General features: G+C 73.6%; 21 protein-coding genes. 10 read left to right on the top strand and 11 right to left on the bottom strand.

What is annotated here, in order from left to right; genetic code table 11:
• Positions 1–76: 76 nt before the first annotated feature.
• Positions 77–1,225, top strand: a complete 1,149-nt coding sequence (locus AAW13_RS12565; RefSeq protein WP_046734018.1) for an acyl-CoA dehydrogenase family protein — start codon at positions 77–79, stop codon at positions 1,223–1,225.
• Positions 1,225–2,349 (top strand): Zn-dependent alcohol dehydrogenase, encoded by a 1,125-nt coding sequence (locus AAW13_RS12560; RefSeq protein ID WP_046734017.1) that lies wholly within the window; start codon positions 1,225–1,227, stop codon positions 2,347–2,349. The genes AAW13_RS12565 and AAW13_RS12560 overlap by 1 nt, the downstream gene beginning before the upstream one ends.
• Here the strand turns inward: AAW13_RS12560 and AAW13_RS12555 are convergent.
• Positions 2,271–3,308 (bottom strand): GlxA family transcriptional regulator, encoded by a 1,038-nt coding sequence (locus AAW13_RS12555; RefSeq protein WP_046734016.1) that lies wholly within the window; start codon positions 3,306–3,308, stop codon positions 2,271–2,273. The two genes, AAW13_RS12560 and AAW13_RS12555, sit on opposite strands and share 79 nt — an antisense overlap.
• A gap of 38 nt (positions 3,309–3,346) precedes the next feature.
• Between AAW13_RS12555 and AAW13_RS12550 the strand changes: the two genes are divergently transcribed.
• Positions 3,347–4,690, top strand: a complete 1,344-nt coding sequence (locus AAW13_RS12550) for an MFS transporter (RefSeq protein ID WP_420855455.1) — start codon at positions 3,347–3,349, stop codon at positions 4,688–4,690.
• Positions 4,691–4,703: 13 nt separating this feature from the next.
• Here the strand turns inward: AAW13_RS12550 and AAW13_RS12545 are convergent, their stop codons facing one another.
• Positions 4,704–5,315: a flavin reductase family protein gene (locus AAW13_RS12545; protein ID WP_046734014.1), complete on the bottom strand. Its 612-nt coding sequence runs from the start codon at positions 5,313–5,315 to the stop codon at positions 4,704–4,706.
• A gap of 64 nt (positions 5,316–5,379) precedes the next feature.
• Here AAW13_RS12545 and AAW13_RS12540 point away from each other — a divergent pair, with 64 nt between their 5' ends.
• Positions 5,380–5,631: a hypothetical protein gene (locus AAW13_RS12540; RefSeq protein ID WP_143144999.1), complete on the top strand. Its 252-nt coding sequence runs from the start codon at positions 5,380–5,382 to the stop codon at positions 5,629–5,631.
• A gap of 37 nt (positions 5,632–5,668) precedes the next feature.
• Here the strand turns inward: AAW13_RS12540 and AAW13_RS12535 are convergent, their stop codons facing one another.
• The 5 genes from AAW13_RS12535 to AAW13_RS12515 form a co-directional block, all read right to left on the bottom strand.
• The gene (locus AAW13_RS12535) at positions 5,669–6,454 is read right to left on the bottom strand and encodes an enoyl-CoA hydratase/isomerase family protein (RefSeq protein ID WP_107483314.1); all 786 of its coding nucleotides are present in this window, start codon (positions 6,452–6,454) and stop codon (positions 5,669–5,671) included.
• Positions 6,454–8,682: an acetate--CoA ligase family protein gene (locus tag AAW13_RS12530; RefSeq protein WP_046734011.1), complete on the bottom strand. Its 2,229-nt coding sequence runs from the start codon at positions 8,680–8,682 to the stop codon at positions 6,454–6,456. The genes AAW13_RS12535 and AAW13_RS12530 overlap by 1 nt, the downstream gene beginning before the upstream one ends.
• A gap of 117 nt (positions 8,683–8,799) precedes the next feature.
• Entirely contained in the window at positions 8,800–10,305 is a 1,506-nt protein-coding gene (locus AAW13_RS12525) for a flavin monoamine oxidase family protein (RefSeq protein ID WP_046734010.1), read from the bottom strand.
• Between the two features lie 161 nt (positions 10,306–10,466).
• Complete coding sequence (locus AAW13_RS12520; protein WP_046734009.1) at positions 10,467–11,636, bottom strand: flavin-containing monooxygenase; 1,170 nt, start codon at positions 11,634–11,636, stop codon at positions 10,467–10,469.
• Between the two features lie 310 nt (positions 11,637–11,946).
• Positions 11,947–13,539, bottom strand: coding sequence for a subtype B tannase (locus AAW13_RS12515; protein ID WP_046734008.1), 1,593 nt, complete (start codon positions 13,537–13,539; stop codon positions 11,947–11,949).
• Positions 13,540–13,752: 213 nt separating this feature from the next.
• Here AAW13_RS12515 and AAW13_RS12510 point away from each other — a divergent pair, with 213 nt between their 5' ends.
• The 3 genes from AAW13_RS12510 to AAW13_RS12500 are packed head-to-tail and all read left to right on the top strand — an operon-like array spanning position 13,753 to position 15,749.
• Complete coding sequence (locus AAW13_RS12510; RefSeq protein ID WP_046734007.1) at positions 13,753–14,181, top strand: Zn-ribbon domain-containing OB-fold protein; 429 nt, start codon at positions 13,753–13,755, stop codon at positions 14,179–14,181.
• Between the two features lie 43 nt (positions 14,182–14,224).
• Positions 14,225–14,833 (top strand): GNAT family N-acetyltransferase, encoded by a 609-nt coding sequence (locus AAW13_RS12505; protein ID WP_046734006.1) that lies wholly within the window; start codon positions 14,225–14,227, stop codon positions 14,831–14,833.
• Between the two features lie 40 nt (positions 14,834–14,873).
• On the top strand, positions 14,874–15,749 hold the full coding sequence (locus AAW13_RS12500) for a GNAT family N-acetyltransferase (protein WP_046734005.1): 876 nt from the start codon (positions 14,874–14,876) through the stop codon (positions 15,747–15,749).
• A gap of 9 nt (positions 15,750–15,758) precedes the next feature.
• On the opposite strand, the gene AAW13_RS12495 is transcribed toward AAW13_RS12500, so the two are convergent.
• On the bottom strand, positions 15,759–16,430 hold the full coding sequence (locus AAW13_RS12495; RefSeq protein WP_046734004.1) for a pyridoxine/pyridoxamine 5'-phosphate oxidase: 672 nt from the start codon (positions 16,428–16,430) through the stop codon (positions 15,759–15,761).
• Between the two features lie 142 nt (positions 16,431–16,572).
• Between AAW13_RS12495 and AAW13_RS12490 the strand changes: the two genes are divergently transcribed.
• The gene (locus AAW13_RS12490; RefSeq protein ID WP_046734003.1) at positions 16,573–17,043 is read left to right on the top strand and encodes a hypothetical protein; all 471 of its coding nucleotides are present in this window, start codon (positions 16,573–16,575) and stop codon (positions 17,041–17,043) included.
• Between the two features lie 21 nt (positions 17,044–17,064).
• Here AAW13_RS12490 and AAW13_RS12485 read toward each other — a convergent pair whose 3' ends face one another.
• The gene (locus tag AAW13_RS12485; RefSeq protein ID WP_071659519.1) at positions 17,065–18,075 is read right to left on the bottom strand and encodes an expansin EXLX1 family cellulose-binding protein; all 1,011 of its coding nucleotides are present in this window, start codon (positions 18,073–18,075) and stop codon (positions 17,065–17,067) included.
• Positions 18,076–18,207: 132 nt separating this feature from the next.
• A complete protein-coding gene (locus AAW13_RS12480) occupies positions 18,208–19,377 on the bottom strand; it encodes a thiolase C-terminal domain-containing protein (RefSeq protein ID WP_046732687.1) in 1,170 nt (389 codons plus the stop codon).
• Between the two features lie 98 nt (positions 19,378–19,475).
• Here AAW13_RS12480 and AAW13_RS12475 point away from each other — a divergent pair, with 98 nt between their 5' ends.
• Together AAW13_RS12475 and AAW13_RS12470 are read left to right on the top strand one after the other, a co-directional pair.
• A complete protein-coding gene (locus tag AAW13_RS12475; protein ID WP_046732688.1) occupies positions 19,476–20,660 on the top strand; it encodes an acyl-CoA dehydrogenase family protein in 1,185 nt (394 codons plus the stop codon).
• Positions 20,657–21,124 (top strand): nitroreductase family deazaflavin-dependent oxidoreductase, encoded by a 468-nt coding sequence (locus AAW13_RS12470; protein ID WP_046732689.1) that lies wholly within the window; start codon positions 20,657–20,659, stop codon positions 21,122–21,124. Before AAW13_RS12475 ends, AAW13_RS12470 begins: the two co-directional genes overlap by 4 nt.
• A gap of 15 nt (positions 21,125–21,139) precedes the next feature.
• Here AAW13_RS12470 and AAW13_RS12465 read toward each other — a convergent pair whose 3' ends face one another.
• Complete coding sequence (locus AAW13_RS12465; RefSeq protein ID WP_046732690.1) at positions 21,140–21,898, bottom strand: LysE family translocator; 759 nt, start codon at positions 21,896–21,898, stop codon at positions 21,140–21,142.
• Positions 21,899–21,939 lie beyond the last annotated feature (41 nt).

Below are 21,939 nucleotides of genomic sequence, written 5' to 3'. Positions count from 1 at the left end.
GCGGCGGCGTCGTGGTTGTTCGCGCAGTTCCTCGCGCCCCTGGCTCGGCCAACTCGAACCATCTTGGGAGGGCACCGTGGAGTTCGGTTCAGGGCCGGCGGACGAGGCGTTTCGCCGGGAAGTGCGGGGCTGGCTCGACGCGCACGTCCAAGGGGACTTGGACCGGCGCGGTTGGGAGCGCACGCTCGGAGCCGATGGCTGGATCGGGCTCGGGTGGGCCGAGTCCGGGTACGGGAACCGGACCGGCACCCTCACCCAGCAGGTCGTCTGGGCCGAGGAGTACGCCAGGTCGGCCGCCCCACCGCGCTCCGGGCACATCGGCGAGAACCTGCTGGCACCGACGCTCATCGCACACGGCACCGCGGAGCAGAAGGCGCGGTTCCTGCCGCCCGTCGCCGCCGGCGAGGAGCTGTGGTGCCAGGGGTACAGCGAGCCCGGCGCGGGATCGGACCTGGCCGGCGTGCGGACCTCGGCCGTACGGGAGGCGGACGGCTACCGCGTCTCCGGACAGAAGATCTGGACCTCGCTCGCGCACGAGGCCGACTGGTGCTTCGTGCTCGCGCGGACCGAGGCCGGTTCACGCCGGCACCACGGACTGAGCTTCCTGCTCGTGCCCATGGACCAGCCCGGCCGGATCGAGGTCCGGCCCATCAGGCAGCTGACCGGCACCGCCGACTTCAACGAGGTCTTCTTCGACGGCGCCCACGCGGAGCATGTCGTCGGCGGCGAGGGCAACGGCTGGCGGGTGGCGATGAGCCTGCTCGGCTTCGAGCGGGGCGTGTCCACGCTGGCCCAGCAGATCGGGTTCGCCGAGGAACTCGGCCGCGTGGTGCGGGACGCGGTGGCGAGCGGCGCCGCCGCCGATCCCGTCGTACGCGCACGGCTGGTGCGGCTGTGGGCCGAGTTGCGGGTGATGCGCTGGAACGCCCTGCGCACGCTCGGGAACCCGGCCGCCGAGCCGGGCGCCCCGAGCGTGGCCAAGCTGCTGTGGGCCGGCTGGCACCAGCGGCTCGGCGAACTCGCCGTGCAGGTGCGGGGCGCGGCGGCGAGCGTCGGGCCGGCCGACTGGTCGGCGGCCGCGCCGTACGAACTGGACCCCGCCCAGCACCTGTTCCTCTTCTCCCGCGCCGACACCATCTACGGCGGCTCGGACCAGGTCCAGCGCACGATCATCGCCGAGCGCGTGCTCGGTCTGCCGAGGGAACCGAAGGGGGTCGAGTCGTGATGCGTGGTGTGGTGTTCGACGGGAAACAGGTGCAGGTCGTCGACGACCTGGAGGTACGGGAACCGGGGCCGGGTGAGGTGCTGGTGGCGGTGGCGGCGGCGGGGCTCTGCCACAGTGACCTGTCCGTGGTGGACGGGACCATACCCTTCCCCGTTCCTGTGGTGCTCGGACATGAGGGTGCGGGCGTGGTCGAGGCGGTGGGTGTGGGGGTGACCCATGTGGCGCCGGGAGACCATGTGGCGCTGTCCACCCTCGCCAACTGCGGAGCCTGTGCCGACTGCGACCGGGGGCGGCCGACCATGTGCCGCAAGGCCATCGGCCGTCCGCAGCAGCCGTTCACGCGCGGCGGCCGCAACGTCCACCAGTTCGCGTGCAACTCGGCCTTCGCGGAACGCACGGTCGTCAAGGCCGTGCAGGCGGTCCGGATCCCGAAGGACATCCCGCTGACGTCCGCCGCGCTGATCGGCTGCGGGGTGCTGACCGGGGTGGGCGCCGTACTGAACCGGGCCCGCGTCGACCGCGGCGACACCGTGCTGGTCATCGGCACCGGCGGGATCGGGCTGAACGTCATCCAGGGCGCGCGGATCGCGGGCGCCCTGCGGATCGTGGCCGTGGACGCCAACCCGGCCAAGGAGGAGGTGGCCCGGCAGTTCGGCGCCACCGACTTCCTGACCGCCACCGACGCGGTGAAGGACCTGCTGCCGTACGGCGTCGACCACGCCTTCGAGTGCGTGGGCCGCGTCGAACTGGTCCGGCAGGCCATAGACCTCCTCGACCGGCACGGCCAGGCGGTCCTCCTGGGCATGCCCGCCGCCACCGCCGAGGCGTCCTTCGTGGTCGCCTCCATGTTCCTCGACAAGTCCGTCCTGGGGTGCCGCTACGGCTCCTCCCGCCCCCAGCACGACATCGCCCTGTACGCCGAGCTGTACCGCCAGGGCCGACTGCTCCTGGACGAACTGGTGACCGCGACGTACCCGGTGGAGGACTTCGAGAAGGCCCGCGCGGACGCGGAGGCGGGCCGGGTGGCCCGGGGGGTGCTGACCTTTCAGCGGGCGGGGGCGGACGGCCGGGCGCCGGTGGGGCCCGGGGACTCGCCCGGGGCGGTGCGGAAGGTCCGTCGGTAGGCGGTCGGGGTGACGCCCAGCGTCGCCTGGAGGTGCTGGCGCATGGACTGGGCGGTGCCGAAACCGGCGTCCCGGGCCACCTGGTCGACCGACAGGACGGTGGACTCCAGCAGGTGACGGGCGCGTTCGACGCGCTGCTGGGTGAGCCACTGGCCGGGGCTGACGCCGGTCTCCTCGCGGAAACGGCGGGTGAAGGTCCGTACCGACATGGCCTCCTGCTCGGCCATGTCGCGCAACTGGATCGGCTCGTGGAGGCGGCCCAGCGCCCAGGCGCGGGCGGCCGTCGTGGTCGCCGTCCGGAGGTCGGGGACCGGGCGGTGGACGTACTGGGCCTGGCCGCCGTCCCGGTGCGGGGGTACGACGGTACGGCGGGCCACCTCGTTGGCGACGGCCGTGCCGTGGTCACGGCGGACCATGTGCAGGCACAGGTCGATGCCGGCGGCCACCCCGGCGGAGGTCAGCACGTCACCGTCGTCGATGAACAGGACGTCCGGGTCCACCTCGATCCGCGGGAACAGCCGCTGGAGATGGTCCGCCTCGGCCCAGTGCGTGGTCGCCGGGCGGCCGTCCAGCAAGCCGGCGGCGGCCAGCACGTAGACGCCGGTGCAGATGGAGGCGAGCCGGGTGCCGGGGCGGATGTGGGCCAGGGCCGCGGCCAGTTCGGGGGTGAGGACGCCCTCCTCGAAGACCGGACCCAGCTCGTACGACGCCGGGACGATCACCGTGTCGGCGGTGGCCAGCGTCTCCGGGCCGTTCGGCACGTGGATCGAGAAGTCGGCGTCGGTCTCGACCGGGCCCGGCGGGCGGACGGAGCAGGTCACGACCTCGTACAGGTGCCGGCCCCGGGCGTCCTTGGGGCGGCCGAAGATGCGGTGCGGGATGCCCAGCTCGAAGGGGAGCAGGCCGTCCAGGGCGAGGACGACCACACGGTGGGGGCGGAAACCGGGCACACTGCTCATGGCCCGATCCTAGCGAATACTGTCCTTCGGGCCACTCGATGGAGCGAACCCCCTGGCCGAAGCTTTATGGCGTGACCCAGACAACCGAAGCCGCAGCAGCCCGCCGGGACCCGAGGCCGACCCGCTCACCGCGCCTCCACCGCGCCTGGTTCGTCGCCGCCGTCACCTTCGTCACGATCATCGGAGCGGCCGCCTTCCGTTCCCTGCCCGGCCTGCTCATCGACCCGCTGCACGCGGAGTTCGGCTGGTCGCGCGGCACGATCGGGGCGGCCGTCTCCGTCAACCTCGCGCTGTACGGGCTCACCGCGCCCTTCGCGGCCGCCCTGATGGACCGGTTCGGCATCCGGCGCGTGGTCGCCGTCGCGCTGACCGTCATCGCGCTGGGATCCGGTCTGACCGTGTGGATGACGGCGGCCTGGCAGCTGATGCTGTGCTGGGGGCTGCTGGTCGGTCTCGGCTCCGGCTCGATGGCGCTGGCCTTCGCCGCCACCGTCACCAACCGCTGGTTCACCGCCCGGCGCGGCCTGGTCACCGGCATCCTGACCGCGGCCTCCGCCTCCGGCCAGCTGATCTTCCTGCCGCTGCTGTCCTGGATGGTCGAGACGTACGACTGGCGCCCGGCCGCCGTCACCGTCGCCCTCGCCGCCCTGGCCGTGGTCCCCTTCGTCTGGCTGCTGCTGCGCGACCACCCGGCCGACGTGGGCCTGAAGCCGTACGGCGCGACCGAGTTCGTGCCGAAGCCGCCGCCGGTCACCGGGGCCGCCCGCCGGGCGGTCGGGGTGCTGCGCTCCGCCGTGCGCACCGGCCCCTTCTGGCTGCTCGCCGGCACCTTCGCGATCTGCGGGGCGTCCACCAACGGCCTGATCCAGACCCACTTCGTGCCCGCCGCCCACGACCACGGCCTGCCGGTCACCGCGGCGGCCTCCCTGCTCGCGGTCATCGGCGTCTTCGACGTCGTCGGCACGATCGCCTCCGGCTGGTTCACGGACCGCTTCGAACCGCGCCGCCTGCTCGCCGTCTACTACGCGCTGCGCGGCCTCTCGCTGCTCTTCCTGCCGATGCTGCTCGGCCCGTCGGTGCACCCTCCGATGATCTTCTTCATCGTCTTCTACGGCCTCGACTGGGTCGCCACCGTCCCGCCCACCCTGGCCCTGTGCCGTGAGCAGTACGGCGAGGACAGCGCAATCGTCTTCGGCTGGGTCCTCGCCTCCCACCAGGTCGGCGCGGCCCTCGTCGCCTTCCTCGGCGGTGTCGCCCGCGACGTCTTCGGCAGCTACGACATGGTCTGGTACGCGTCGGGTGCCCTGTGCGCGGCGGCGGCGCTGATGGCCCTGGTGATCCGCCGCCGTACGGTCCCGGCCGTGCCCGCCCTCGCCGTCTGACCGTCCCTGACGTCTAACCGCCCAGCCCGGCGAAGCGCCCCTGGTGGAACAGCAGCGGGGCCTGGTCCGGGTCGTCGCCCGTGCCCAGGGCGTCGACCCGGCCGACCACGATCAGGTGGTCGCCGCCCGTGTGCACCGCGTGGACCGCGCAGTCGATCCACGCGGCGGCGCCGGTCAGCCGGGGTGCGCCGGAGACCGGGGCCGCGTCGTGGGCCACGCCCGCGAACTTGTCCGCGCCGCTCACCGCGAATGCCCGGCACAGCTCGCCCTGGCCCGCGCCGAGCACGTTGACGCAGAAGACGCCGGCACGGGCGATGCGCGGCCAGGTGGCCGACGTACGGCCGACCATGAAGCAGACCAGCGGCGGGTCGAGGGAGAGGGACGAGAAGGACTGACAGGCGAAACCGGCGGGGGAGGGCTCGCCCTCGGCGGCCGGTGCGGTGATCACGGTCACCCCGGTCGCGAAGTTGCCGAGGACCCGCCGGAACTCCGTCTGGTCGACCGGTGCCCGCTCGTCGGCGCGCACACATCGCAACTCCGGGCGTGGCATGGCCTCCACGGACCCCGGCCCGGGAGTCGACCTGAGATAACGGACGGCGGCGGCCGCCGCCCCTGCGTGTCCCATCACCTCTTCATTGAAGCTGACACATCGTCAGATGGGAAGAGCGGTGGAGGGGTCCGGTACCTGGTTGCCCGACGCCGACGCCGACGCCGACGCCGACGCCGACGCCGACGCCGACGCCGACGCCGACGCCGACGCCGACGCCGACGCCGACGCCGACGGCTCCGGCCGGGCCGGCGTGCTGCTCAGCCTCGACGCCGACTGTGGCGAGAACACCCACTGGTCCGTCGGCGGCAGCGAGAAGTCCCCCCGACTGTTCGTACTCTTCGGCGATCCGGACGCGGGCACCCTCCGCATCCTCGAACGGACCGCCGGCTGACGGCCGGCGGCGCGCCGCACGGCCGGCCCGTGCGGTCTCAACGGCCCCGGAAGTCCGGGCTTCTGCGCTCCACGAAGGCCCGTAGGCCCTCCTGGGCGTCGTGGGTCGTCATGTTGATCTCCTGGGCGGCGGCCTCGGCGGTGAAGGCCGCCGCGCGGTCGCCGTCCAGGGACGCGTTGAGCAGCTGTTTCGTCAGGGCCAGGGTGCGGGTGGGGCCGGCCGCCAGCCGTACCGCCCACTCCCGTGCCGTCTTCGCCAGCTCCTCGTCCGGGACGACCCGGTTGACCAGGCCCAGTCGCTCGGCCTCCGGCGCGGAGAGCGCGTCGCCGAAGAACATCAGCTCCTTGGCGCGCTGCGGGCCGACCAGGCGCGGCAGGAGGTAGGCGCCGCCGCCGTCGGGGACCAGGCCGCGCCGGACGAACACCTCGATGAAACGGGCCGACTCGGCGGCCAGTACCAGGTCGCAGGCGAGCGCGAGATGGGCACCGAGCCCGGCCGCGGTGCCGTTGACCGCCGCGATCACCGGTTTCTCGCAGTCGAGCACGGCGGCGATCAGGCGCTGGGCGCCGAGCCGGATGGTACGGGCCACGTCACCGGGAACGCGCTCGGCCGTGGCACCACCGCCCCGGAGGTCGGCGCCCGCGCAGAAACCGCGGCCGGTGCCCGTGACGACCACCGCGCCGATCCCCGGGTCCGCGGACGCCTCGCCGAGGCGCTGGACGAGGTGGTCCCGCTGGCCGGGAGTGAGGGCGTTGAGGGCCTCGGGACGGTCGAGGGTGAGGTGGGCGACCCGTTCCGCCGTCACGTACCGGACGCTGTCCATCAGCGGCACACCGCCAGCGCGTCCAGCGCCACCGCGCCCTGCCCCTGGTCCAGCACCATCAGCGGGTTGATGTCGAGCTCGGCGAGCTGGTCGCCCAGTTCCAGGGCCATGCGCTGGACGCGCAGGATCACCTCGACGAGCGCGTCGAGGTCGGCCGGCGGCCGGCCCCGCACCCCGTCCAGGAGGGCCCGCCCGCGCAGTCCGGCCAGCATGTCCCGGGCCTGTTCCTCGCCGAACGGCGGCACGCGTACGGCCGCGTCGTGCAGCACCTCCACCAGCACCCCGCCCAGCCCCACCGTCACGGTCGGCCCGAAGAGGTCGTCGTGGGTGACCCCGACGACCATCTCCACCCCCCGCTCCACCATCTGGCAGACCAGCACGCCGTCGAGGGCCACCCCCTCGTAGCGGGCGATGTCGGTGAGCTCCCGGTAGGCGTCCCGGACCTGGCTGGCCGAGGTCAGCCCGATCTTCACCAGGCCCAGCTCGGTCTTGTGGGCGAGCTGCCCGCCGGACGCCTTCATCACCACCGGGTAGCCGACCAGCCCGGCGGCGCGCACGGCCGCCGCCGCGCTGGTCACCAGCTGCTCGCGCGGCACCCGGATGCCGTACGCGCGCAGCAGCTGCTTCGCCGCGTGCTCGCTCAGCTGCTGTCCCGGCCGCATCAGCGCCAGCGCCTTGCGGTAGGAGGGAGAGGGGGTGCGCGGGGCCTCGTCGAAGGGGGAGCGGTAGCCGCTGACGAAGCGGTGGTGGTCGAGATAGGCGCGGACGGCGGTCAGGCAGTTGCCGACGGTGCGGAAGGTGGCCACCCGGGAGGAGCCGAGGAGCACCTCGCGGTAGGCGGCCTCGGTGCCGACCGGCGAGCCCCACACCACGCAGACCAGCTTGTCGGTCGCCTCCGCCGCGTCGACCAGGTCCTGGACCAGCCTGTCGCTGAGCGGTGGGAAGGGGCCGGTGATCGGGCAGATCAGCACCCCGACCTCCGGGTCGGCGAGGATCGAGTCGATGATCTTCCGGCCGCGCCAGTCGCCCACCGGATGCCCGCCGTTGTCCACCGGGTTGGCCACGCTCAGGTACTCCGGTATCCACTGGTGCAGTTCGGCCTGCCGGGCCGGCGACAGCACCGGCAGCCGCAGCCCCAGGCCGGACGCCAGGTCGGCGACGTGCGCGCCCGTGCCGCCCGAGATCGAGCAGACCACGACCCCGTCGGCGCGCGGTGCCCGTGCCCGGGCCAGCAGGGCGGCGGTGTCCTGGAGTTCGTCCAGGCCGTCGACGCGGATCACGCCGTACTGCCGCAGCGCCGCGTCGACCACGTCGTCCGCGCCGGTCAGCTTGCCGGTGTGGGAGGCGGCGGTGCGGGCGCCGGTCTCGGTGCGGCCGACCTTCACGGCGACGACGGGTACCTTGCGGCGGGCCGCGCGGTCGGCGGCCAGCAGGAAGGCGCGCCCGTCCTTCAGCCCCTCGACGTAGCAGGCGATGGCGCCGACCTCGGGCCGCTCGGCGAAGTACGAGATGAAGTCGGCGGTCTCCAGGTCGGCCTCGTTGCCGGTCGGGGCCCAGTGGGAGAGGCGGATGCCGAGTTCCTGCGCGGCGAAGACCGGGCGGCCCTGGTGGCCGGACTGGGTGATCAGGGCGATCGCCGGGCCGTCCAGGTCGTCACGGAAGCGCTCGAAGGCGTTCAGGTTGGTGTTCGGGCCCAGCAGGCGGAGCCCGGAGCGCCGTACGGCCGCCGCGAGCCGCGTCTGGGCCGCCGCCCCCGCCACGCCGGTCTCCGCGAACCCGGAGGCGAAGGCCACGGCGAACCTGACCTTGGCCTCGGCCAGTTCCTCGATCACCGGCAGGGGGTCGGCGACCAGCAGCACCGCGAGGTCGACCTGCTCGGGCAGGTCGGCGACGGAGCGGGCGCAGGCGATGCCGAAGACCGACGGCCGGGTGGGGTGCACCGGGTGCACCCGGGCTCCGACCCGCCCGGCCCAGTCGAGCAGCTGCCGGGTGATACCGGTGTTGGGCCGTCCCTCGGCGTCCGAGGCGCCGATCACGGCGACGGACTCGGGCCGGAAGAACCGGTCCAGATCCGGTACGTCCGCGTACAGCGGCCGTCCGCTGACGTCCAGTTCGTCCTCGTCGGCCGTCCGGCCGTGGACGGCGGGGCCGGGACGCTGCTCACCGCAGGCGATGGCCCGGGCCCGGCGGGAGTCGGTGGTGAGGGTGCCGTGGGTTGATCCAAGCATCGGTCCGCCCGCTCCTGTGTGACAGCACAATTAACTGACGCAGTGTCAGATTACTGAACTGACACTGCGTCAGGAACCGGTCTGCACGCAAAGTTGAGGCCGAAAACGCTCCGTCCGTCACCCGAGGGCGGCCAGCACCTCCCTGGCCGCCCGTTCGCCCGACCGCACCGCCCCGTCCATGAAGCCCGTCCAGAACGTGGAGGTCTCCGTCCCGGCCCAGTGCACGCCGTCGACCGGCTCGCGCAGCGCGGCCCCGTACGCGGTCAGCACACCGGGCGGTGCGTAGGCCACCGGGCCGCCCCGGGAGAAGCCCTCATTGTCCCAGCGTTGCAGCACGAAGGAGGTGGGTGATTTGGCCTTGTCGCCGAAGTAGTTGACGTAGTCGGCCAGCACGGCGGCCTTGATCTCGGCCTCGCCCGCCGCGTCGTACGCCCGCATCTCGTCGGCCTCGATGAAGCCCATCAGCGCTCCGTAGGAGGCGTCCGGCGGGGAGTTGTCGAAGGTCGAGCGGACCACGCCGGAGTCGCTGACGGCCTGCCCGTTGAGGCCGTCGGCCCGCCAGAACGGGGTGTCGTACACCGCGATCGCCTTGCCGATCGAGCCCATCGGCATCCGCTGGGTGAGCTGGTCGCGGGCGGCCGGCAGCAGCGGGTCGAAGGTGATGCGGGCGGCCAGCGGGGGCGGTACGGCGACGACGACACGGGTCGCGGTGACCGTGACGCCGTCCGCCGTGACCAGGTACGAGCCGCCGGACTTCACGACGGAGCGCACCGGGGCGCCCAGCACCACCCGGTCGCCGAGGGTCGCCGCCAGCTTGATCGGGACCTGCTGGGAGCCGCCCACGAACCGGGACTCCTGGGCGCCGTTCGCGGTGTCGGTGAGGCGCTCCAGGGTGCCGGGCGTGGACTCGTTCCCGGCGGCGGCGATGTAGTACAGGACGTAGAGCAGGGAGAGTTCGCGGGGCTGCGCCGAGAAGATCGACGTGCAGGCCAGGTCCAGCAGGAACTTGGCGGAGGGGACGACCGCGTTGGCGTTCAGCCAGCTCTCGAAGGTCTGCTTGTCCCACTCGGCGGCCTTGGCTGCGGTCCAGGGCGCGTCCACCGGCACCGTCGCGGCCATGCTGTCCAGCTCGGACTGCACGATCGCCGCGTTGGCGAGCCCGGCCGCGTCCACCGGCGGGACCGAGCCGAGCAGGCCGCCGGTGTCGTAGGGGGTGCGCCTGCCGCCCTTGTAGAGGAGGTTGTCGCCCGTGTTGTAGGTGGTGAAGGTCGCCACGCCCAGGGAGTCGGCGAGGGCCTTGACGCGGTCCTGGGTGGGGCCGATGAACTCGCCGCCGCCCTCGGTGAAACCGCCGTTGGCCAGCTTCAGGTTCACCACCCGGCCGCCGACCCGGTCCCGGGCCTCCAGGACGGCCACGGTCCTGCCGCCGGCCACCAGGTCGCGGGCCGCGGTGAGCCCGGCGAGGCCGCCGCCGACGACCGCGACGTCGACGGTCCGGGAGCCGGCCGTGGTCGCCGCCGCGGCCGTACCGGCGGAGACCGCCGAGACCGTGGTGAGGCCGGCCGCCCCGGCGGCGGCACCGCCGAGCAGGGAGCGGCGGGAGAGCTGTCTTTCACGTGCCACGTGCGTCCTCCGTACTGAGCGAGAGGGGTGGAGCCGGAAAGTTGAGCAGGGCTCACATTCTGGTCTCGCGCACGGGCATGCTGCTACCGCCGGTAACAAACAACTCTGGTCGCATCCGTCACATGACCAAGAGAACGTGTACGTAAGGAGGTTGAGGACTTCTACGCCGTCCGGCCGCGCTTCGCGAGCACCTTCGCGAGCGCCTTCGCGATCTTCTCCGCGTCGATGGCCATCTCGCGGAACATGCCGCTGATCGGGTTGGTGTAGCCGGTGAAGTAGAGGCCGGGGGCGTTCCCCGGGGTGCGCGGGCCGTGCACGACGGGGCGGCCGCGGCCGTCGAGGACGTCGAGGTGGCCGACCAGGCCCTCCAGGGCGCGCACGTACCCGGTGGCCGCGATCACCGCGTCGGGGGAGGTGCGGGTGCCGTCGGCGAGGACGACCTTGCCGTCCTCGAAGCCCTCGACGGCGGCCACGATCTCGACCCTGCCCTGCCGCACGGCGTCGATCAGGCCGACGTCCAGGACCGGGATGGAGCCCTGCTTGACCCGGCTGTAGAGGCCGGTGTCGGGGCGGGGCAGCCCGTGGGCGGCGAGGTCGGGCACGCTGACCTTGGCCATGGTGCGGGCCAGCCGGTCCACCAGGGCGGTGGGGAGCCGTCGTACCAGGACCGAGTTGTACTGGGCGGCCCAGCCCGCCGTGGAGCGGCGCACGATGTGCGGGACCGTGCGGACGGCCAGCCGGACCCGGGCCGCGCCGCCCTCCGCCAGGTCGACGGCGATCTCGGCGCCGGTGTTGCCGACCCCGACGACCAGCACGTCCTGCCCGGCGAACGGCTTGGCGTCGCGGTACTCGCCGGCGTGCAGGAACCGGCCCCCGTAGCCGTCCAGGCCCGGCCAGTCGGGGATGCGCGGGGTGTGGTTGAAGCCGGTGGCGACCACCACCGCGGAGCCGGTCAGCTCGCGGCCGCCGGAGGCGTGCAGCAGCCAGCCGTCGCCGTCGGGCGAGCGCTCCACGCGGGACACCTCGACACCGGTGACGATCTCCAGCTCGTGGTGCTCGGCGTACTTCTCCAGATAGCGCACCACGTCGTCGCGGGAGACCCAGCGGCCGAACCGGCGTGGCATGGGCAGCCCGGGCAGGGCGGACAGCCGGCGGGTGGTGTGCAGGTGGAGACGGTCGTAGTGGCGGCGCCAGGACGCGCCGACGCTGTCGGACTTCTCCAGGACGACGGCACGGATGCCCCGGGCCCGCAGCGCGTACGCGGCGGCGAGACCTCCGGGGCCGGCGCCGATGACGTACACGGGCGAAACGGTGGGGGAGAACACGGCCATGAGCGCGAGCGTAATCACGCGTCACGTTGATGGGTCTCGGTCAAGACCGGAATTGGTTGCGGATTGATCACACCCGTAGGAGTCGTGGGTGGGATTTGTGGCGTAGCCCACTCGGTCTGCACGGAAACGGAAGAGAAAGGGCGCGAAAAGGCCCGTGCCGTCGGGCTCCGGTGCGCTGGAGCCCGACGGCACGGGTGGGCGGTGTCCTCAGACAGACGGGAAAAGGACACCGCGTTCGGGGAGGTTATCGCGGCAGTGGGGGGCCTATCTCGATTGTGAGAGGTTCTTACCTCTGCGAGGGCCGCTGCTTTTACGAGTGCTTCCTGCCCTTGCGATAGCCCGTCACCTTCGCGATCCAGGTGATGAAGTCACCGGGGTCGGTGTTGGCGCCATGACCCTGGTCCCAGTAGTAGAGGTGGTTCACGTCGTCGCCGAGGTTGTCCAGGCGGGCGGCCAGGTTCGCCGAGATCACGTGCGAGGTGTCGGAGTCGCTGGTGCCGAGGCGGATCCACCAGTGCTTGGAGCGGCGGTCGTTGACCTTCTCCACCAGGTGGTACATCGGGTTCATCAGGTTCAGCTTCGCGGGGATGTCGGCGGCGACCCGCTTGCTGCTCAGCCCGGTGCTGTCGTTCTTCGCGCCGTACGCCGTGAAGTGCCGGCTCTCCGTGGTGCCCGCGCCGAACTCGTTGTTCTCGCCCGCCGACAGGTCGAAGGCGTCGAAGGCCGGGGTGTCCTTCTTCCGGGCGCCGACGTGGGTGAGGAAGTCGGCCCAGGTGAAGGTGGCTTTGCCGCCGGACCAGGTGATGAAGGTGTTGGAGGCGAGGTACGTCTCGCGGTCGGAGTCCGAGAGCGCGGCGAGGTAGGCGGTGGCGGACGGCTGGAGGTACTGCTCGACCAGGTAGTCGTCGTAGTTGCGGGCGGTCAGCGGGCCGAAGCCGGACAGGCCGCGGAGCCGCAGGCTCGCCTGGTACTCGGCGAACTGCCCCTTGAGGTCCTTGGAGACGGACTGGTCGACCTGCTTGCCGGTGGCGAGCGCGTTGGTGCCCCAGTTCCACTCGTAGGCGCCGTCGGCGTGCTCCAGGTCGGTGATCGGGCACCAGGCGCCGACCGCGAAGACCGCGTCGGAGGCGTCGGCGGCGCCGAGCTCCTTCAGGTACTTCTCGTAGACCGGGCTGTCGCCGGAGGCGCCGAGCAGCGTGGACAGGGCGCCGCCCGCGCTGGTTCCCGCGGAGACGATGCGGTCCACGTCGCCGGGGACGGCGCCCTTGTTCGCCTTGATGTACCGGACGGCGGCCTTGAGGTCGACGATCGCGGCGGGCGCGGTGCCGTAGTACTCGCCGGCGGAGTTCTTGAGGGTGCGGCCGCGGGCACCCGGCTCGATCACGACGTACCCGGCGGCCAGTGCGAGCAGCTGGTTGCTCGAGGTGGCACCGCCGGTCGCGTTGGTGTTGCCGTTGGCGTTCGGGGCCGCGCTGGTGGTGGAGCCGGGGGCGCCGCTGGGGGCCGCACCGCCGCCCATGGCCGAACCGCCGCCGCCGACCTCGGTGGCGTCCGCGACGGAGGCGGGCATGTAGCCGCCGATGGAGTTGGCGAGCAGGATCGGCGCGTCCGCCGGGTCGACGGCCTTGCCGTCGATCTCGACCGGGGCGCTGACGATCAGGGACTGGTAGGTCTCGTCCACCGGGTTGGCGACATAGGTGATCGCCTTCCAGAAGTGGTACGTCACGGAGTGGTCCGCGCCGTCCGCGTCGGTGATGGTCTTCGTCAGCTTCGTGTAGGCGTCCGGGTCGAACGCCAGGGAGCCGGAGGCGCCCGGGGAATCCGCGGACGAGCCGTCGGCCGCCTGGGCGCCGAGCGCGATCCCGCCGGCCGCCGCGACGCCGGCCGTGGCGCCGATGCCCATGACGACCGTCCTGCGCTTCACTGACCTGTGCTTCACGGTGCTGCCCCTCGTCTTCCGTCTCCTTGGCCTTGCGTCTGCGAACGTAGGTGAGCTCCAACAAAATCGTCAACAATTGCCGGCAATTCATGGGTGGCGCACAGTCCCGCGGGGAACGCACAGCCTTTTCGGGCCCGGCCCTCGGCTTCTCCGCCGACCTGACGTACCGTCAGGAGCATGGATGCGACGACCGGCGACCGGTCCCCCGGCACTCCGCCGCCCCGGCGCCACGACCTCCCCGAGCCGGACGCCTTCACCCGCCCCTACTGGGCGGCGGCGGCCGAGGGCCGGCTGCTGCTGCGCCGCTGCCGCTCGTGCGGCCGGGCCCACCACTACCCCCGGGAGTTCTGCCCGCACTGCTGGAGCGAGGACGGCGCCTGGGAGGCCGCGACGGGCCGAGCGACGCTCTACACCTGGTCCGTCGTCCACCGCAACGACCTCCCGCCGTTCGGCGACCGGGTCCCGTACACGGCCGCCGTGGTCGACCTGGCGGAGGGGCCGCGCATGATGACCGAACTGGTGGAGACGCCCCGGCCGCGCGCCGGTCTTCCCTTGGAGGTCGCCTTCCGGGACGGGGTGCCGGTGTTCCGCCCGGCGGACCACTGAAACCCGCTGGGCCGTCACCTGCCCCACGGGTTTCAATGGGCGCATGGCCCTGACCGACGAACAGCCCGCAGCCCGCCGTCCCGACCCCGCTCCGCACGGTTACGGCCTGCGGCTCGACCACTGGGACCCGGACACGGAAGCCCATCTGGAGAGCTGGCTGCGCGGCCGTACCGACCCGGAGTTCCGCCGCTGGAACACTCCGCTCACGACCGAGACCGACCTGGCCGGCGCCCGGGCCGCCCTGGTCAGACAGCAGGCCCAGGCGGACGACGGGATCTGCGTGCCGTTCCGCATCGCGGACGCGGCGAGCGGTGCGACCCTCGGTCACATCGGCATCAACGTGATCGACCGGGTGTTCCGGTCGGCCCGGGTCGGCTACTGGGTGCTCCCCGAGGCGCGGGGCCGCGGGGTCGCCACCCACGCCCTGGACCTCGCCGCCGCCTGGACCTTCGCCGAACTGGGCCTGTACCGGCTGGAGCTGGGACACGCGCTCGGCCACGAGGCGTCCTGCCGCATCGCCCGGACCTGCGGGTTCCCGGACGAGGGGACCCTGCGCGGCGCGATGTTCGAGGCGGGCCGCCAGGACGCCTTCCGGGACGTCCACCTGCACGCCCGCCTCGCGACGGACCCCGCAACCGCCGTGGCCGGGTAATTCAGGTGCCGGACAGGGCTGTTGGACGGGACCATCGACCATGAACCCCCGAACCCACACACCCGACTGGCACTTCACCACCGACGTCGACGAATTCCTCAGTCACACCCGGGACTTCCTGCACTCACGCCCCGACCTGCACACCGTCCACCTGACGGTGACGGAGCAACTGCGGCGCAGCGGGCCGCTGGCCTACGGCGACCGGCCCCCGCTCCTCGGCCGGCTGGTCCGGGCGGACGGCAGCGTGGGCGCCGCGCTGCTGCACACCCCGCCGCACGCCCTGCGCACCACCCGGCTCACTGCCGACGAGACCGAGACGCTGGTCGACGGTCTCCTCGACCGCGGCCATCCCGTCACCGGCTTCGCCTCCGAGCAGGCCACCGCGGCGGCGTTCGCGACGGCGTGGCAGCGGCGGACCGGGGTGACCGCACGGCTCGGGGAACGCCAGCGGCTGTACCGGCTGGCCGAGTTGACCGACCCGTCGCCGCTGCCCGAGGGCCGGGCGCGGGTCGCGTCCGAGGCGGACCGGGACCTGCTGGTCCGCTGGTACGGCGGGTTCCTCGCGGACGCGGGCCTGCACGCCGGGCGGGACGGCGGTGAGTGGGCCGACTTCCGGCTCTCGTACGGCGGGGTCACCCTCTGGGAGACCCCCGACGGCACGCCCGTCTCCATGGCGGGGGTCACCCCGACGATCGCCGGGCAGGCCCGGATCGCACCCGTCTACACCCCGCCGGAGCTGCGCGGCCGCGGCTATGCCGGGGCGGTCACCGCGCAGGTCAGCCGGGCGGCGCTGGCCGAAGGGGTCGGCGACCTGCTCCTCTTCACGGACCTCGCCAACCCGACGAGCAACGCCCTGTACCAGCGCATCGGTTACCGACCGGTGGCCGACTGGGCGGAGTACGACCTCGGAGCCTGACGGCCCGGCCTACGGCCACAGCAGCTGCCTGTCCCAGCCGCCGTCCGGCCGCGCGGCGTACCGCAGGCGTACGTGCCGGCGTTCCGGGTCGCCCTGGAAGAACTCGGCCTCCTCCGGGCGCAGGTGGTACAGGGTCCAGGTCGGGGAGAGTGCGCCGGGGTCGGCGCGGGCGCGTTCCCAGGCCGCCTCGGACGCCTCGCGCAGCTCCGCCAGCGAGGACAGCCTCCCGCTCTGGAGGCCGGTGAGCGCGGCGGCCAGGGCACCCGTCGAGCGGGCGTGCAGATCCGCCTGGCTCTCCTCGGACGGGGCGGCGGTGACCGGGCCCCGGAGCCGGACCTGGCGGCCCAGCACCGGCCAGTAGAAGACCAGGGCCGCGTACGGGCGCGCGTTCAGCTGGTGCCCCTTGCGGCTGGTCACGTGCGAGGCGAAGGACCAGCCGCCGGCGTCGGCGCCGTGCAGCATCACGATCCGTACGTCCGCCCGGCCCTCCGCGTCCGTCGTCGCCAGCGACACGGTGTGCGGCTCCGGCTGCCCGGCCGCCACCGCCTCCGCGAACCACGTGGTGAAGAGCGGGAGCGGGGCGTCGGGAGCGGCCGCCGGGTCGAACGGCCGTAGGTCGGTTTTCTCGGGGGACCAGACGCGGAGCGATTTCAGGAGCGTGTGGAGATCCGTTGCTGCCATGTGCCGAGTATCACTCGGGCACCTCCGGCAGCCGTGTCATCAGGGGCTCGTACGGCGGCCGGGTGTCTCCCGGAGTGCGCACGCGCGGGCCGGCCGGGCAAACCGCTGCGAACGTCTGTGCCCCGGCCGCACACTGTCCGGCATGAAGGGACCCAGGACCGTGAAAGTGGCCGTACGCCACGTACGCGGCGATGCCGGACGGCGCCGGACGCGTGCCGTGACCTGGGCCGCCCGTGACTTCCAGCTGGTCCGGCCGGCCGTCGGCCTGGACCGGGTCGAGCTGGAGTGTCCCGTCTGCGCGGTCCCGGTCCTGGCCGAGGTGCGCGACCACGCCCGCACCCGGCGCGTCCGCGCGGCCTGGGCGGCGGCCGGTGTCCTCGCGCTGATCCTCTGCGCCGTCTCGCTCGGCTACGCCCTCCACGAGGGCGCCGGCACCCGCCCGCCGGGGCAGCCGCAGGCCGCCCTGGTGCCGGCCGGCGTGGTCGTCGCCGCCGTCCTCCTCGCCCTGGCACTGACCGCGTTCGCGGTCCGCCGCGGCCACATCGGCGTCAGACTCCTCACCGACGGTCCCGAGCCCGGCGGCGGCCACCGCGTCGTCCCGGTGCGCGGGTAGCGCCCTCGGCACTCAGCCCGCTCAGTGGCGGGTGAACTGGAGGCCGGTCCGCTGGACCGTGTCCGGGCGCACCGCGAGGGCGGGTACGACCAGCTGCTCGCCGTAGATGTCGGTGAGCCGGATCTCGCTCCCGCAGCCGGTGCCCTGCTCGGAGAGGAAGTAGTTGTACCCGGTGCGGGTCAGCGCCAGCCAGCCGCCGCCGGTGCGGACCTCCAGACGGGCCAGCGGGTTGCGGTGGCCGATCGCCTGGACACCGCACCAGTACTGGGTGGAGCCGGTCTTGTAGCGGATCGAGACGGTGTCGGAGACGGCCGGGCTGAGCAGGCTCCAGGTGATCGCGATCCGGCCGGCCGAGATCGGCGCCAGCTTGGCGAACGCCTGCCTGCTGAGGTCCAGTTGGCCCACCGCGCAGGGCGCCGGGCACTCGTTGGTGATCCGCACCGTGATCGACGCGCCGCCCGCCGCGCGGACGGACACGTACGCCCCGCACGCCTTGGCCGTCTCGTAGTCGGCGGTGTTCATCGCCGCGGTCATCACGTCGGAGGTCGGGCCGTAGGAGCAGGCGCCGTCTCCGTCGCCGACGTCGTACGAGGTGGCGACCCCGTCGTAGGTGGTGCCGGGGCGGATCCGGCCGGGCGCGGGGGCGGTGGTGGTGGCCGGGGTGCGGGCGGTGCCGGGCGCCGCCTGCCGGGCCGGGGAGGCCGCCGGCGGGGCCGTGGACGCCGACGGTGCCCCGGTGCGCCCGCTCGCCGTGGGCGCCGGCGCGGCGGACGACGGCCTCGGCGAGGCGGGTGACGTGGACGACGGTGCCGACGCCCGTTCCGGCGCGCCGGCCGTGGTCGCCGCGGAGGACGCGGACACGGCACGGTCCTGCCCGCTGCCGCCCGGGCCGCCGGGACGGAACGCCACGACCAGCGTCACCAGCAGGGCGACGCCGGCGACGGCGGCCACGGCGAGCAACGGGCCGCGGACCGGCCGCCATTCGAAGTCCCGGTCCTGCCGCGGGCGGCGGCGATGTGAGGAGGAGGCCACGGGGGTTCCTTACGCGGGTCTGCGGTGCACGTCCTTCGAAACATCGAAGCTTCCGGTACGGCAGTGGCCGCCGGGGCCGGAAAGGTTGCCGCGGCACGCCGGATCCCCATACGGACGGGGCGCCGGTTCCGCTCACCCCCGCCCCAGCACCACCGTCCCCGACGAGCAGAACCAGCCCCCCGTCCCCGACGCCACCCCCAGCTCCGGCAGCCCTCCGTCCGCCCGGCGCACCTGCCGGTCACCGGCCTCGCCGCGCAGCTGCCGTACCGCCTCCACGAGCAGGAACAGGCCCCGCATCCCCGGGTGCTGGGCCGAGAGGCCGCCCCCGTCCGTGTTCACCGGGAACTCCCCGCCCGCCACCCGCAGCCGCCCCTTCTCCACGAACGCCCCGCCTTCGCCCTTGGCGCAGAAGCCGAGGTCCTCCAGCGTCACCAGCGTCATGTAGGTGAACGCGTCGTAGATCTCGGCGAAGTCGATGTCGGCGGGGGTGACCCCGGCCCGCCGGAACGCCAGTTCACCGCTGACCGCCGCCGGGGACACCGTGAAGTCGGGCCACTCCGACATCGTGGCGTGGGACAGGCTCTCGCCCGTGCCCAGCACCCACACCGGGGCGGTACGGCAGTCCCGCACGTACTCCTCGGCCGCCAGCAGCACCGCCGCGCCGCCGTCGGAGCGGATGCAGCAGTGCAGCTTGGTGAAGGGATCGGCGATCATCGGGCCGGACAGGACGTCGTCGACCGTGACCGGGGTGCGGAACATCGCCTCCGGGTTCAGCGCCGCGTTCGCCCGGGCCTGGACCGCCACCTCGGCCAACTGATCGATGGTGGTGCCGTGTTCGATCATGTGGCGGCGGGCCGCCATCGCGTACTTGGCGACCAGCGTGTGGCCGTAGGGGACCTCGAACTGGAGCGGGCCGCGGGCGCCGAAGGACAGGTTCCCGGTCCGGCGGCCCGCCCTGATGTCGGCGCGGGCCGTCGAGCCGTACACCAGCAGTACCGCGTTGGCGTGGCCCGCCGCTATCGCGTCCGCCGCGTGCGCCGCCATCACCTCCCAGGTGGCGCCCCCGACGGAGGTGGAGTCGGTCCAGGTGGGGCGCAGGCCCAGGTACTCGGCCACCTCCACCGGTGCCAGCGTGCCGAGGCCCGCCGACGCGAAGCCGTCCACCACCCGGCGGCCGAGGCCCGCGTCGGCCAGCGCGCGCCGGGCCGCCTGGGCGTGCAGGGCGTACGGGGTGGCGTCGTCCACCCGGCCGCAGTCGGAGAGGGCCACACCGACCACGGCGACCTTGCGGGGTCCAGTCATGAATCTGACGGTACATCAGATCGGCCGTACGCCACCCCTGGGCATCTGCATCCGGCGCCCCTAGCATGACGGGCCGTCAGATCGTCAGGAGGTCCGTCATGGACACCCGCTTCACCGACGAGCAGGACGAGATCCGGCGCGCCCTGCGGGAACTGCTCCACAAACGCTGCGGCACGGAGGACGTACGGGCCGCCGTGGACCGGGCGGAGGGCCATGACCCCGGCCTGTGGACCGCCCTCGCCGAACATCTCGGCCTGCCCGGGCTCGCGCTGCCCGAGGAGTACGGCGGCGTCGGCTGCACCCTCACGGAAGTCGCACTGGCCGCTGAGGAGTTGGGGCGTACCCTCGCCCCCACCCCGTTCCTCGCCACCGCCGTCCTCGCCGCCCCGCTGCTGCTCGCCCTCGGTACCGGGGCCCAGCGTGCCGAACTGCTCCCCAGGATCGCGGCCGGCGGTCTCACCGCCGCGCTCGCCGTCCCCGGCACCCGGCTCGGCACCGCCCTCGCGCTCACCGGCCCGCCCGCCGCCGACTGGGCCGGCGGCGGGCGGGCCGGAGGGGTCCAGGCGCGGCGCACGGCTGAGGGCTGGCGGCTGTACGGGGAGGCCGACCAGGTGCTGGACGGCCACAGCGCCGGGCTCCTGCTGGTCCCCGCGCACGCCGGAGGGTACGCCCGCTCACGCGTCCTGCTCTTCCTGGTCGCGGGGGACGCCCCCGGGGTCGTACGGACGCGGCGGACCGCCCTCGACCCGACCCGCGGCCAGGCACGCGTCCAACTGCGCCACGCGCCGGCCGAGTTGCTGGGCGACGAGGACACCGACATCCATCCCGCCCTCGCCGCCCTCGGGGACGCGGCCGCCGCCGTGCTCGCGGGTGAGGCGGTGGGGGCGGCCGGCCGGGTGCTGGAACGGACCGTCGAGTACGTGAAGCAGCGCGAGCAGTTCGGGCGGCCGATCGGCTCCTTCCAGGCGGTCAAGCACCGGCTGGCCGACGTGTACGTGGCGGTGCGCGCGGCCAGGTCGGCGGCCTACTGCGCGGCCTGGGCGACGGCCCACGGCGAACGGGTCGGCGGGGTGGCGCTCGCGCAGGCGCTGGAGGCGCTGCGGACCGCCGCCGGGGAGGGCATCCAGTTGCACGGCGGGATCGGGTTCACCTGGGAGCACGAGGCGCATCTGTACTTCAAGCGGGCCGCCGGGGACGAGTTGCTCTTCGGGCCCGTGCACCGGCTGCGCGACCACGCGGCCGGCCGGGCCGGCCTGTTCGAGGGTGCGGGGGTGGCGATGTGATCGGGACACGGCTGGTCCAGAAGGTGTCCGCGACCCGGGGGTTCGCGAAGGTCGCGCCGCATGTCGTCCCGGCGCTGGACCGGGCGGTGCACCGGCTCAGCGGGGGCCGGGTGCTGCTCAGCGCGCGGATGCTGCCCGGGGTGGTCCTCACCTCCACGGGGGCGCGCAGCGGGCAGCCCCGCCGTACACCCCTCGCGTGCATGCCCGACGGCGACGGCTGGTACCTGGTCGGGTCCAACTTCGGGCGGCCCGGTCACCCCGCCTGGACGCACAACCTGCTCCGGCACCCCGACGCCGGGATCAGCTGGAAGGGGAGGGACATCCCGGTCACCGCCCGGCTGCTGACGGGGGAGGAGCGGGCGGCGGCCTGGCGGGCGCTGCTGGTCTTCTGGCCGCCGTACGCGGCCTACCAGGAGCGCGTGGAACGGGAGATCAGGGTCTTCCGGCTGGACCGCACGGTGTGACGGCGGTGCCTGGCCTCACAGCGCGTGCTGGGCGAGGAGGAGTGCGCCGATGCCCAGCATGGCCGCCCCCGAGGTGCGGGTCACCGCACGGGCCGCCCTCGGGCGGGCGGCGAGCAGGCGGCGGGCCAGGACGCCGACGGTCAGGTAGACGGCGGCGCAGCACGCCATGTGGAGGGCGCCGAGCAGGGCCGTCTGGGCCGCCACCCGGGCGTGGGCGCCGTCGGTCACCAGGAACTGGGGGAGCACGGAGAGGTAGAGCAGCAGCCCCTTGGGGTTCAGCCCGCTGATCGCCGCCCCCCGCCAGAAGCCACCGGCTCCACCCTCCGCCCCGGCGCTCCGGCCGCCACCGGCTCCACCCTCCGTCCCGGCGCTCCGGCCGCCACCGGCCCCGGCGGCATGGCCGCCACCAGTCCCGGCGGTCCGCCCGACCTCGGCTCCGCCGCCCCGCCCGGTCTTCGGTGCCGTGTCCGCGTCGGCGTCCGCCGCCCTCGGTACCGCCGGGTGGCGCAGCACGCTCCAGCCCAGCCACAGCAGGTAGCCGGCGCCCGCCACCGTGAGCGCCGTCAGCAGCCGCGGCGACCCCGCCACCAGCACCGCGAGCCCCGCGACCGCCAGCGCCGTGTGCAGCGCGTACCCGGCGACCAGGCCGGCCACCGCCCGTCCCACCGGGCGGCCGCGCACCCCGGCGGCGATCACGTACGCCCAGTCGGCGCCCGGGACGCAGACCAGCAGCAGGTCGACGGCGAGGAAGGAGAGCAGGGGTGTGAGGTCCATGGAGGGGACATTAGGCATGTTCTGCCCGAAAGTGTTGTCAA

The organism is Streptomyces humi, from assembly GCF_001005085.2.
Taxonomy (GTDB): domain Bacteria; phylum Actinomycetota; class Actinomycetes; order Streptomycetales; family Streptomycetaceae; genus Streptomyces; species Streptomyces humi.
Note: the sequence above shows the minus strand (reverse complement) of the source record. Positions and strands in the feature narration are given on the sequence as shown.